The following is a 12,391-nucleotide window of genomic DNA, read 5'->3' as shown; positions in this document are numbered from 1 at the left end:
GCGTCGGTCCCGCGTCTGCGCACGTCATCGGGCACCCACCCCAGGGTTCACCCCGGACAGGCGGCGGGCGACCTGGCGGGACCGACCGGGTGAAAGGGGTCCCGGGCGGCGGATCACGGAACCCTGGGCAACCGATTCGCATTCTGTCGCCGCAATGGCGTAGAGTCGTGTTTACCGACGCGGGGTGGAGCAGCTCGGTAGCTCGCTGGGCTCATAACCCAGAGGTCGCAGGTTCAAATCCTGTCCCCGCTACTGAAGGCCGAAGGCCCGGAACCATTGGTTCCGGGCCTTCGGTGTATCCCTCTACAGGTCGAACTCGTGCGGCGGCAGGTCGAGCATCAGGCAGGCCTCGCGGACGACGGCCTGCTCGGTCTTGTCGAAGTCGCCGTCGGCGCCGCCGATGACGATGCCGATCTGGATGACCGCGCGCGCCTCGGCGGGCTTCTTCTTCGCCTTGGCGATCTCCTGGAGGACGCTGACCTTGCCGAAGTCGAAGTCGGCGGTCAGCTTGTTCAGGTTCGCGTCGAAGCGGCTCTGGAGCTGGTCCGCCGGGAAGTTCTGCAGCACCTCGTTCGTGGAGATGAGCTGGGCCACGCGGCTGCGCTCGGCCGGGTCGACGTTCCTGTCGGCCGCGGCGACCAGCGCGCACATCGCCATGCTCGCGTCACGGAAGGCGCCGCTCTTCAGGTCGTTCTTCTTCGCCATGAGCTGCGTCTGCATCGTCGACGCGGACTCCTTGAAGCGATCCCACAGGGCCATGTCTCTCCTCGATCGGCACGTACTGATCTTCTACAGCGCTGTAGAAACTAGCGGGGAGCGGCAAAAGTTCCGCCCCTAAACTGAAGGCCTGAACTCTTTGCTGGGGAGCCTTTCGTGGTCCGATGAACGGGAGAAGACGACGGTGCCGACACCCGAGAAGCCCTGACGGCGCCCGGAAGTGACCGACACCGCCCCGGCCCGCGTCGCCGCCCCGTCCTCAGGCCGTACGACCCTCCAGCTCCTGCGCTCCCTCGACAGCGGCCCGCGCGGCCTCACCGAGGCGGAGGCCGAGCGGCGCCTGGCCCGGCACGGCGAGAACGTCCTGCCGGGTACGCGCCCCCTGTCCTGGCCCCTGCTCGCCGCCCGCAGCCTGCGCGACCCGTTCACCCTCGTCCTGCTCTGCCTCGGCCTCGTCTCGGCGACCGTCGCGGCCTGGGGAACCGCCTGCGTGATCCTCGTCCTGGTCGCCGTCAGCTGCTGCCTGCGCTCCGCGGGCGAGCGCCGCGCGGACAGCGCCATGGCGGGCCTGCGCGAGCTGGTCGCGACGACGGCGACCGTGCTGCGCCGCCCCGGCGCCGACGAGACCGCCTCACCGGCCGAACACGAGCTCCCCGTAAGCCAGTTGGTGCCCGGCGACGTGGTGCGGCTCGGCCCCGGCGACCTGATCCCCGCCGACGTACGCCTTCTGCGGGCGCAGGGCCTGACCGTGCAACAGGCGGCGTTCACCGGGGAGTCCGTGCCGGCCGACAAGCGTCCCGTGGACCTGCCCGCGGACGGCGAGTCGGCGCATCTGTGCTTCCAGGGCGGCAGCGTGGCCTCCGGGAGCGCGAGCGCCGTGGTGCTCGCGACGGGCGCCGGCACCCGCTTCGCCGCCGCCCACCGCACGGTCGGCGCAGGGCGCGGGGCGAGCGCGTTCGACCGGTCGGTGCATGGCATCTCCTGGACCCTGATCCGCTTCATGCTGCTGACGCCGCCGCTGGTCCTGATGGCCGGCGCCGCGCTGCGCGGCCGGGGACTCGAGACCCTGCCGTTCGCCGTGGCGGTGGCCGTCGGGCTCACCCCGGAGATGCTGCCGGTCATCGTCACGACGGCGCTCGCCCGCGGCTCAGCGCTGCTCGCCCGCACCCACGGCGTCATCGTCAGACGGCTCCCCGCGCTGCACGACATCGGCGCCGTCGACATCCTCTGCGTCGACAAGACGGGCACCCTGACCCAGGACCGCCCGGCCGTCGACCCGGCCCGCACCGACCCCGACGCCCTGCACTGGGCGGCCGTCTCCGCCTGGTGGACGCTCCAGCTCGCCGACCTGCCGACCGCGGACGCGCTCGACGAGGCGGTCATCACGCAGGCTCTCGCAAAAGACCCGGCCTTCACCGAGGCGTACGACGGCGTCACCGCCCTGCCCTTCGACCCCGTACGCCGCCTCGCCACCGCCGTCGTCCGGCGGCCCGGCACGCTCGGCACCGTCACACTCGCCGCCAAAGGCTCCGTGGAGAACGTCCTGGAGCGGTGTGCCCTCGACGACGCCGAGCGCGCGAGCCTGCTCGCCCGGGCCGCGGAAATGTCCGGCGACGGGCTGCGGCTCCTCGCGGTGGCGACCGCCGAACGCCCCGCCCGGCACCGCCCGGGGGTCCTCCCGCGCCCTTCGGGCAGTGAGGGAAGCACCGCCGACGAACGCGGCCTCACCTTCACCGGCTTCGTCGCCTTCACCGACGCCCTCGTGCCGACCGCCGCGCAGGCCCTGCGCGACCTGGGCGAGCGCGGCGTCACGGTCAAGGTCATCACCGGCGACCACCCCGGCACCGCGGCCCGCGCCCTGCGCGATCTGGGCCTCGCCCCCGGCGACATACACACCGCGGACGCCCTCGACGCGCTCACGGACGAGGAGCTGGCCCGCCTCGCCCGCCGCACCACCGTCTTCGCCCGCTGCACCCCCGCCCACAAGGCGCGCATCGTCACCGCCCTGCGCGCCAGCGGGGAGACGACCGTCGGCTTCCTCGGCGACGGCGTGAACGACCTGCCCGCGCTGCGCGCCGCCGACGTCGGGATCTGCCCGCGCGACGCGGTCGCGGCGGCGCGCGACGCGGCGGACATCGTGCTCGCGCAGCCCGCGGACCGGCCGGGCAAGGACCTCACCGCGATCGGCCACGCGATCACCGCGGGCCGTCACAGCAGCGGCAACATCGCCACGTACCTGCGCGTCACGCTCTCCTCGAACCTCGGCAACGTGATCGCGATGCTCTCGGCGGGCCTCCTGCTGCCGTTCCTGCCGATGCTCCCGGCGCAGGTGCTCGCCCAGAACCTGTGCTTCGACGCGGCCCAGCTGTCGTTCGCCTTCGACCGCCCGGCGGCCGCCGCCCTGCGCCGCCCCGCGACGCTGCGCCCGCGCGACTTCCTGCGCTTCATCACCGGGTTCGGCGTCCTCAACGCCGCCGCCGACCTCGCGACCTTCGGCGTCCTCGCGCTCGCCCTGCACTCCACGGCGGGCCCGGCCGACGAGGCGGCGTTCCACTCGGGCTGGTTCACCGAGAACCTCCTGACGCAGGCTCTGGTGATGCTGCTCCTGCGCACCGGCCGCGCCCCGCGCACCCCGGGCCCGGTCCGCTGGGCGGTCGCGTCCCTGGCCGTCGTCGGCGTCGTGCTGCCACTGACCCCCGCCGCCCACCCGCTCGGCATGACTCCCCTGCCACCCGTGTACTACGCGCTCCTCGCGGCGGTCCTCGCCCTGTACGCGGTCGCGCTGACGGCGGTGAAGAGGCGGTACGTACGGCAGGCGTGAGGGGCAACGGAGTTCGGCGGGAACAGCGCAGCGGCCCGGCCGGCCGAAGCCGTCCGGGCCGCTGTTCACGCGGTAGACCCTGTGGGACTCGAACCCACAACCAATGGATTAAAAGTCCACTGCTCTGCCAATTGAGCTAAGGGTCCACGCGCCGGCTCGCGCCGACGCATCCCCGAGCATAGCCCGCCGGGGCCGGGAGGCCGATCGGGTATCGGCCTCCACGGCCTGTCGGAGGTCACACGGGCGGCCGGGCGGCGCACCTGCCGCTCACGGATCGACCGGTTCCGGCGCTCCCACGCGCCCCGCCTCACGCGCGACGGTCCGCGCGTGCTCCGGGTTGAGGAACCAGTGCCGGGCCGACACCAGCCACCACACGCCGGCGAACCCGAGGACCACAAGGACCGCGATCGGGGCGTAGTTGAACGTCTCCCACGTGACCGGCGAGACCTGCGGCAGCATGAAGAGGACCGTGATGACGGCGACCCACACCACGGCCACGATCCCGATGGGCCGCGACCACCTGCCCAGGTGCCAGGGCCCGCGCTCGAAGGCGTCGCCCTTGCGCAGCCGCAGCAGGGTCGGCACGACGTACGCGATGTAGAGGCCGATGACGGCGATCGAGGTCACGGCCGCGTACGCCGTGACGTTGATGAGGTACGGCAGTCCGAGCACGAGGGCGCCGAACGCGGCCAGCCACACCGCGGCCACGGGGGTGCGGGTGCGCGGGCTGACGGTGTGCCAGACGTGCGAGTACGGGAGCGCGCCGTCACGCGAAAAGGCGTAGATCATACGGCTGTTGGCCGTGACGGAGGCCATGCCGCAGAAGAGCTGCGCGCCGATGACGACGAGGAGCAGCAGCTTCCCGGCCGTCGCCCCGAGCGCGTCGAGCAGGATCTGCGCGGGCGGCGCACCCGTGGCCGAGCCGAGGGCACCCTGGTACGACTGGATGGCGAAGGTGAAGCCGAGCAGCAGCACGAACCCGGCGATCCAGGACGTCCAGATGGAGCGCACGATGCCCTTCGGCCCCGCGGTGGACGCGTCGTGGGTCTCCTCGGTCATGTGCGCGGAGGCGTCGTAGCCGGTGAACGTGTACTGGGCCATCAGCAGTCCGATCAGGACGACGTAGAACCCGCTGCCCCAGCCGGTGTTGTTGACGAACTTCGTGAAGACGAAGGACGCGGACTGGTGGCTGTCCGGCGCGAAGGCGAGCGCGCCGACGATGACGGCGACGCCGACGACGTGCCACCAGACGCTGACGCTGTTGAGCAGCCCGACGATGCGCACGCCGAAGGTGTTGAGGAGCCCGTGCAGCACGAGGATCGCCGCGAACAGCAGGATCGTCCGCCCCGGCGTCACCTCGAAGCCGAACTGGAGGTTCAGATACGCGCCGAGGAAGGACGCGGCGCCGAAGTCGATGCCGGCGGTCACCGCGACCTGTCCGAGGACGTTGAACCAGCCCGTGAACCACGCCCACGCGGCGGCCGTCCGCGCGGGTGCGAGCCGGTGCGCCCAGAAGTAGAGGCCGGCGGAGGTCGGGTACGCCGAGCAGATCTCCGCCATCGCGAGCCCGACGAACAGCGTCATCAGCCCGACCCCGACCCACCCCCAGGTGATCAGGGCGGGGCCACCGGTGTTCATCCCGAACAGATACATCGTCAGGCACCCGGAGAGCACCGAGATGATCGTGAAGGAGACGGCGTAGTTGGAGAACGCCGACATCCTGCGGGCGAGGACCTGCGTGTAGCCGAGCTGGGCGAGGCGTTCCTCGTCGGTCGAAGGCGGCGTTTGCTGCGCCGCTGGGTCACTTGTCATGCCCCCAGCGATTCCCGTGCCGGGGGCAGGGCATGCGCGGGCCTTGGCCAAATAATGCCCGCGGGTGAACACCGGTGCGGGGCGGAAATGAAGGAAGGGCCCGGGAGACGTGATCGTCTCCCGGGCCCTTCTCAGCTCAAGCCGTCAAGCTGTTCAGCCTTACGACCGTCAGCCGTTGCGCTTCCAGCGCGGCTTCTCGTCCCGGCGGAACGAGGAACCGCCGGTCGAGCCGGAGCCCGCACCGCGGTGGTCGTCACGGCGGCCCTGCGGACGGTCGTGGCCACCGGCGCGGAAGCCGCCGCCGGCGGGACGGTCGTCACGACGGTCACGGTTGAACGGACGGTCGCTGCCGCGGTGGCCGCCGGAGGGGCGGTCGTCACGGCGGAAGCCGCCGCCCGAGGGGCGCTCGTCACGACGGTCGCGGTTGAAGCCGCCACCGGAGGGACGGTCGTCACGACGGTCACGGTTGAAGCCACCGGAGGGACGGTCGTTGTCGCGGCGGAAGCCACCGGACGGACGGTCGTTGTCACGACGCTCGAAGGAACGGCCACCGCGGTCGTCACGACGGTCACGGTCGAAGCCGCCCCGGTCGTCACGACGGTCACGGTTGAAGCCGCCCGACGGACGGTCGTCGCGACGGAAGCCACCCGACGGACGGTCGTTGTCACGACGGTCACGGTTGAAGCCACCGGACGGACGGTCGTCGCGACGGAAGCCACCCGACGGACGGTCGTTGTCACGACGGTCACGGTTGAAGCCGCCCGACGGACGGTCGTCGCGACGGTCGCGCTTCTCGTAGTTGCCCCGCTCGTCACGGCGCTGCGGGCGCTGCTCGTACGAGGACGAACGCTCCTGGCGCTCGGCCGGCGCGGCAGCCTGCTCCGGGACGGACGCCTCGGCGGCCTTCTCGGCAGCGGCGGCCACGGCGGCGGCGACACCCTCGGCGTCCTCGCCACGCTCACGGGCGGCACGCGCGGTGAGGCGGTCGGCCTCCTCGCGCAGCTCGCCGGCGCGGCGCGTGGCACGCTCCAGCTCCTTGGTGAGGGAGGTGACCTCACGCTCGGCCTGCTGCGCGGCGTTGCCCGCGGACTCGGCCTGGACCTCGGTCATGGACCGGGCGCCGGTGATCTCGGCGACCTCCGGGTCGAAGGCCGCACCGCCCTGGATGATGTGGCGCGAGGCGTCGACGCCCGCGTCCTCCATGAGGCGGAAGATCTGGCGGCGCTGGTGCGGCAGCGACAGCGAGACGACGACACCGGACTTGCCGGCACGCGCGGTACGGCCCGAGCGGTGCAGGTAGTCCTTGTGGTCACCGGCCGGGTCCACGTTCAGGACCAGGTCGATGCCGTCGACGTGGATACCGCGGGCGGCGACGTCGGTGGCGACGAGCGTGTTGACGTAGCCGTCCTTGAAGTCGGCGAGGACGCGGGTACGAGAACCCTGCGTCATGCCACCGTGCAGCGCGTCGGCCTTCACACCGGCGTCCTGGAGCTGCTCGGCGATGCGGTCGGCGCCCAGCTGGGTGCGGACGAAGATGATCGTGCGGCCCTTGCGGGAGGCGATCGCGGCGGTGACCGGCGCCTTGTCCTTGGGCTTCACGATCAGGATGTGGTGGGTCATGGTCGTGACGGCGCCCTGGGCGGCGTCGACCTCGTGCGTGACCGGGTTGGTCAGGTAGCGCTTGACCAGCGTGGAGATCTCGTTCTCCATCGTGGCCGAGAACAGCATGCGCTGGCCGTCGGCCGGGACCTGGTCGAGCAGCTCGGTGACCTCGGGCAGGAAGCCCAGGTCAGACATCTGGTCGGCCTCGTCCAGAACGGCGATCTCGACGTTCGCGAGCGAGCAGGCGCCGCGGTTGATGATGTCGCGCAGACGGCCCGGGGTGGCGACGAGGACGTCGACGCCGCGCTCGAGGGCGTAGATCTGGTTGCCCATGGACGTACCGCCGCAGACGACCTTCATCTTCAGGCCGAGGACGTCGCCGTAGGGCTGGAGGGCGTCGGCGACCTGCATCGCCAGCTCGCGGGTCGGGGTCAGGATGACCGCGCGGGGCTTCTTCTTCTCGGTGTGACCGCCGGCGAGGCGCGCCAGGGTCGGCAGGCCGAAGGAGAGGGTCTTGCCGGAGCCGGTGCGGCCACGGCCGAGGATGTCCTTGCCGGCCAGGGCGTCCGGGATGGTCGCGGCCTGGATCGGGAACGGCGCGGTCACGCCGTTCTGCGCGAGCTTGCGGACGATGCCCTCGGGCAGACCGAGGTCGCCGAAGGTCAGGGTGGGCTCGGCGGGGGTGTCGTTGTCGGCCTCGGCCGAGGCGCTGACAGCGGCCTCTCCGACGGCAACGGCAGTCACGTCCTCGTCGACGGCGAGAACCTGCACGGCCTCGTCGTTCTCGGGCATGACGGAGTGGTCAGAACTGGAAATGGACATGCGAAATGCGAAACCTTCCGGAGTCTCGGCACGCGCCCGTCAACTCCGTGAATTTCGCAATCGACCGCCTCAATGCGGTCCAGCCACGGCTGGGGAGAGAACGCGCCACGCGGCGCTCTCTTAACGGCGCCGGGCAAATGGGATCAAACGATCTACCACCATAGTCACCGACCACCCTCCAGCGCAAACCGATCCCCTGAGACCCCGCTCACACCTGCCCCCGAGGCCGGTCCTACGCGGGCGTCCCCGCCTGCGGCGCCGGCTCCCGGTCAGTCTGCACCCGGGCCGACGCCTGCTCGTGCGCCGACGACGAGGGCTCCGCGGTGGTCGGGTCGGGCGTCGGCGTGGGGGTGTCCTGGGTCGGCGTGGGCGTGTCCGGCAGGGTGCCCGTCGGCGTCGGCCGGGACGGCGGCGTGGTCCGCCCGCTCGCCGACGGCTTCACCGGACCCGTCGGCCCGCCCTTGGTGGCGCTCGCGGAGGGCGAGGCGGCACCCGAGGCCGCGTCGGACGCGGTGCCGCTCGGCCCCGACGACGGCGACCCGTCCGCGCCCTCCCGGCCGCCCGCCTGCGCCCCGCCGCCCCCGGGGACCACCGCGCCGCCGTCCGGGGCCGCCCGCCCGCCGTGCCGCCCCGCCGAGTGCGACGGAGCGGGCCCGCCCCCCTCGTGGGCGACGCTCATGCAGCCGGTGGTCGCCGCCGTGACGGCCACCACCGTCGCGGCCAGTCGAACCAGACGAGGGGGTACGGACAGCTGGCGCACGGGCGAGCACCTCCGGGGCGCTGAAAAGCTGGGGCTGAAGCTGAAACGGGAACGGGAACCGCCGGAAAATCGACGTCACCGTTCCCAACTCCCGCCCCCCGCAAGAGGACACGCCCGCTCACGGCCCGGCCGTCACCCGTATCCGAGGGCGTGCAGCCGCGCGTCGTCGATCCCGAAGTGGTGGGCGATCTCGTGGACCACGGTGATCTCCGTCTCCGCGACGACCTCCTCGCGGGACTCGCACATCCGCAGCGTGGGTCCCCGGTAGATGGTGATGCGGTCGGGCAGCACGCCCGCGTACCACTCGCCCCTGTCGGTCAGCGGCGTCCCTTCGTAGAGGCCGAGCAGCTCAGGGTTCTCGGCGGGGGGCTCGTCCTCGACGAACACCGCCACGTTGTCCATGAGCCGCGTCAGCTCCGGCGGAATCCGGTCCAGGGCTTCGGCGACCAGTTCCTCGAACTCCTCGCGCGTCATCTCCAGCACACGGCCATTGTCGGCCACCCGCCCGCAGATCGGCCTGTCCGTCCGGGCATACGGGACCATCCGCATGGGCATACGGGACCAATGGCCCGCGTCCCCGCTGTCGCCGCCCTGTCCGCCCTGCGGAACATCCCCTCCGCGGTCGGCCGCCGCCATCGCGCCCGCCGCCCCCGCCCCACCGGCGATCTCACCCTCCAGCCCCGCCCGTACCTCCGCGCCCTGGGCCTCGCCGCCGTCGTCCTCATGGGCGCGTGGCTCGGCCTGCTCGTCGTGGGGAACGTCCGCGTCCCGGTCGGCCCGATGGACACCCGGATGACGCTGCGCCCGTCCCTGACCGGTGGCACGAAGATCAACGTCTCGCCGCTCGGCTCCCTGGAGCTGAAGTCGCACACGGCCCCCATCCGCCTCGACGTGGATGTCGACCGCCTCGACCCGGTCCGCTCCGAGGCCCTGGTCAACCACCCCGAGCGCCTCTCGGGCCTCCAGGACGAGGTCACGCGCGACATCGAGCACGGCACCCTCGACCTCGCCCTGCGCTCCTGCGTCGCCGTCGTCTCCGGCGCCACCGCGCTCGGCCTCGCGGTCTACCGCCGCCCCAGCCGCGCCCTGGGCGCCGGCGGCCTCGCGCTCGCCCTCCTGGCGGCCTCGGGCGGGGCGGCGTACGCGACCTGGAATCCCAAGTCGGTCCTGGAGCCGAAGTTCTCCGGCCTGCTCTCCTCGGCCCCCTCGGTCGTCGGCAGCGCACGCTCGATAGTCACCGAATTCGACGTCTACCAAAAGGAGTTGGCACGCCTGGTGACCAATGTGACGAAGCTCTACGACGTGACGTCGACGCTCCCCGCGTACCGGCCGGACCCGTCCACGATCCGCGTCCTGCACGTCTCGGACATCCATCTGAACCCGGCCAGCTGGAAGATCATCTCCTCGCTCGTCGAGCAGTACGACATCTCGGTCATCGTCGACTCCGGCGACACGATGGACCACGGCTCGGCGGCCGAGAACCCGTTCCTCGACCCGATCAAGGACCTCGGCGCCCCGTACATCTGGGTCCGCGGCAACCACGACTCGGCGACCACCCAGCGCTACCTCGAACACATCAAGAACGTCCGCGTACTCGACAACGGCAAGGCGGTCACCGTCGCCGGGCTGCGCTTCGCCGGCACCGGGGACCCCCAGTACACGCCGGACCGGGCGGTCAAGGCGCAGGGCGACCCGGCCGAGCGCATGGCGGGCATCCGGCTCGCCTCCGCGCTGCGCGACCAGCGGGCGGCGGGCACGCCGGTGGACATCGCGATCGCCCACAACCCGGTGGCCGCCCGCGAGACCGACGGCACGGTCCCGCTGGTCCTCGCGGGCCATATCCATCACGAGCAGACCGAGGTGATGAAGCTGGGCACGCGGCTGCGCATCGAGGGCTCGACCGGCGGCAGCGGCCTGCGCGCGGTCGACGACAGCTCGCCCGACCCGGTGCAGGCGTCGGTCCTCTATCTGGACCGCGACACGCGCCGCCTGCAGGCCTGGGACGAGATCGAACTGGGCGGCCTAGGCCTGACGACGGCACAGGTCAGCCGCCATCTGCCCAAGGAGAACCAGCCGGGCGCGACCCCCTCGCCGACGCCGCCCACGGGCTCGTCCGCGCCCTCTCCCTAAACCGTTTTGGCGATCCCTCCCCGCATCCCATATGCTTCTCACGTCCCCGACGCGCTGCGAAGCGCCCAGGCGGGCCAATTAGCCCTCATCGTCTAGTGGCCCAGGACGCCGCCCTTTCAAGGCGGTAGCACGGGTTCGAATCCCGTTGGGGGCACGCAACACCCTGTGCGACACTTGTCGCACAACAGCTTGGTCCTGTGGAGCAGTTTGGAGTGCTCGCCACCCTGTCAAGGTGGAGGCCGCGGGTTCAAATCCCGTCAGGACCGCTGCGATTCGTTCGCGAACCGCGTGGCTGGGTAGCTCAGTTGGTACGAGCGATCGCCTGAAAAGCGATAGGTCGCCGGTTCGATCCCGGCCCCAGCCACAAGATTCAGGCCCCGTCCCCGGACGGGGCCTGTTGCGTTTCCCCAGCGGACCACGGCCCGAGCCGTCTCCCGCCGCCCGAAGGCCGCGCCCCGGCCACTTCCCGAAAGCCCTGTCTCCGACGGGGCTTTCCTCGTATCCGGGTGCAGTCACCCGACAGGGTCACGCCCCCGGCGCCACCGCGTGGGCCGGTTCCGTGGTGCGGCCACCCGGATGGCGGTGGCGCCAGACCCAGAAGATCGTGGTCGACAGCAGGGCCCATGCCGTGAGGACCAGGAACGGGAACACGTGCTGATACCCACCGAAGTACACGGCCGTGTGCTGTGCGTTCACGGAGCCGCCCGGCGGCAGCCACCGCCCGATGCGGCCGAGCACCGACGGCAGCAGCGGCCACGACACCGCGCCGCCCGACGACGGGTTGCCCAGGAGCACCATCAGCCCCCACGTCGGGATCATCGCCCAACGCCCGACCAGCGTGTTGAACATCGTGAAGACCATCCCCGACGTGAACATCGTCAGCGCGAGGATGGCCCAGGACTCGGCGAACGGCAGATCGAGCGCGCCCAGCCACCAGTCCACGACCGCCGCGATCACGAAGCCCCCGAGCATCGCGTACACCACGGTGTACGCGATGCGCTCCAGCGGATTGAGGTCGCGCGCTTGCACGCTCAGCTGGATCGCGCCGACGAAGCCGATGATGACCGCGGCCAGCGAGATGTAGAAGATCGCGAGGCCGCGCGGGTCGCCCTTCTGGAGCGGCTTGATGTCGGTCACGGTGACCGGGACCCCGAGCCCGGCCCCGACCTGCGGGGCGGTCTCGGCGAGGACCTGCGCGACCGAGGCACCGGAGGCGCCCGAGACCTCGAGCGCGACGCGGTCACCCTGCCGCACGTCGAGGATCGCGAAGACCTTCTGCTGGTTCACGCCCTCGACGGCCGCCGCGACGCTGTCGTAGGGATGCACTTCGAGGGACGCGTTCAGCGCCTTCTCCATCCCGGCCAGGAACGCCCCGCCGTGCGTCGCGTTCGCCGCACCCACCACCGCCGTGGGAATCCGGTGCGGCGTCGGGTTCGCCATCGTGTACGTGTACGAGCCCGCGAAGAGGCCCGCGGCGGCCGCGATGATGAACACGAGGACGGTCGCGGGCAGGAACGGCGACTTCTTGAAGTCCTCCCAGCGCTCCCCGCGCGTGGGCACCCGCCCGTGGGCGCCGTGCTCATGATCGTCGTCGCTCGGCTCCGGCATACGGACACGTTAAAACACGCATAACGGACCTTCAGCCCCAATCGCCCAGATCTCCGCCGAAACCGGCCCACCTCAAAACCATTCGCCACCCGTTTCTCCGAGGTGAGATCCTGGAGGAC

At 71.5% G+C, this 12,391-nt stretch carries 8 protein-coding genes and 5 tRNA genes; 6 read left to right on the top strand and 7 right to left on the bottom strand.

All coding sequences use genetic code 11. The features are described 5' to 3' along the window. Positions 1 to 178: 178 nt before the first annotated feature. Positions 179 to 252: transfer RNA gene (locus OHA58_RS18730), tRNA-Met, on the top strand. A gap of 51 nt (positions 253 to 303) precedes the next feature. Here the strand turns inward: OHA58_RS18730 and OHA58_RS18725 are convergent. After that, entirely contained in the window at positions 304 to 759 is a 456-nt protein-coding gene (locus OHA58_RS18725) for a tellurite resistance TerB family protein (RefSeq protein ID WP_116512218.1), read from the bottom strand. 178 nt (positions 760 to 937) lie between these two features. Here OHA58_RS18725 and mgtA point away from each other — a divergent pair, with 178 nt between their 5' ends. After that, on the top strand, positions 938 to 3,538 hold the full coding sequence (mgtA, locus tag OHA58_RS18720; protein WP_405480052.1) for a magnesium-translocating P-type ATPase: 2,601 nt from the start codon (positions 938 to 940) through the stop codon (positions 3,536 to 3,538). A 73-nt stretch (positions 3,539 to 3,611) separates the two neighbouring features. Here mgtA and OHA58_RS18715 read toward each other — a convergent pair. The 5 genes from OHA58_RS18715 to OHA58_RS18695 all read right to left on the bottom strand — a co-directional run bounded on the left by OHA58_RS18715 (position 3,612) and on the right by OHA58_RS18695 (position 9,017). Continuing rightward, positions 3,612 to 3,684 (bottom strand) — tRNA-Lys (locus OHA58_RS18715). A 121-nt stretch (positions 3,685 to 3,805) separates the two neighbouring features. Beyond that, complete coding sequence (locus OHA58_RS18710) at positions 3,806 to 5,350, bottom strand: amino acid permease (RefSeq protein ID WP_405480051.1); 1,545 nt, start codon at positions 5,348 to 5,350, stop codon at positions 3,806 to 3,808. Between the two features lie 168 nt (positions 5,351 to 5,518). Further along, the gene (locus tag OHA58_RS18705) at positions 5,519 to 7,774 is read right to left on the bottom strand and encodes a DEAD/DEAH box helicase (RefSeq protein ID WP_405480049.1); all 2,256 of its coding nucleotides are present in this window, start codon (positions 7,772 to 7,774) and stop codon (positions 5,519 to 5,521) included. Between the two features lie 232 nt (positions 7,775 to 8,006). Next, complete coding sequence (locus tag OHA58_RS18700) at positions 8,007 to 8,534, bottom strand: hypothetical protein (protein WP_405480047.1); 528 nt, start codon at positions 8,532 to 8,534, stop codon at positions 8,007 to 8,009. A gap of 132 nt (positions 8,535 to 8,666) precedes the next feature. Continuing rightward, on the bottom strand, positions 8,667 to 9,017 hold the full coding sequence (locus OHA58_RS18695; protein ID WP_405480046.1) for a metallopeptidase family protein: 351 nt from the start codon (positions 9,015 to 9,017) through the stop codon (positions 8,667 to 8,669). A gap of 81 nt (positions 9,018 to 9,098) precedes the next feature. Here OHA58_RS18695 and OHA58_RS18690 point away from each other — a divergent pair, with 81 nt between their 5' ends. The 4 genes from OHA58_RS18690 to OHA58_RS18675 all read left to right on the top strand — a co-directional run bounded on the left by OHA58_RS18690 (position 9,099) and on the right by OHA58_RS18675 (position 11,028). After that, a complete protein-coding gene (locus tag OHA58_RS18690; protein WP_405480045.1) occupies positions 9,099 to 10,664 on the top strand; it encodes a metallophosphoesterase in 1,566 nt (521 codons plus the stop codon). An 81-nt stretch (positions 10,665 to 10,745) separates the two neighbouring features. Continuing rightward, positions 10,746 to 10,818, top strand: a tRNA-Glu gene (locus tag OHA58_RS18685). Between the two features lie 37 nt (positions 10,819 to 10,855). Beyond that, a tRNA-Asp gene (locus OHA58_RS18680) sits at positions 10,856 to 10,930 on the top strand. A 24-nt stretch (positions 10,931 to 10,954) separates the two neighbouring features. Continuing rightward, a tRNA-Phe gene (locus OHA58_RS18675) sits at positions 10,955 to 11,028 on the top strand. 161 nt (positions 11,029 to 11,189) lie between these two features. On the opposite strand, the gene OHA58_RS18670 is transcribed toward OHA58_RS18675, so the two are convergent. Continuing rightward, positions 11,190 to 12,272, bottom strand: a complete 1,083-nt coding sequence (locus tag OHA58_RS18670) for an ABC transporter permease (RefSeq protein ID WP_405480043.1) — start codon at positions 12,270 to 12,272, stop codon at positions 11,190 to 11,192. Positions 12,273 to 12,391 lie beyond the last annotated feature (119 nt).

Source organism: Streptomyces sp. NBC_00009 (assembly GCF_045040855.1).
Lineage (GTDB): Bacteria > Actinomycetota > Actinomycetes > Streptomycetales > Streptomycetaceae > Streptomyces > Streptomyces aureus.
The sequence above is the reverse complement of the archived record's forward strand: the minus strand, read 5'-3'. Positions and strand labels throughout refer to the sequence as shown.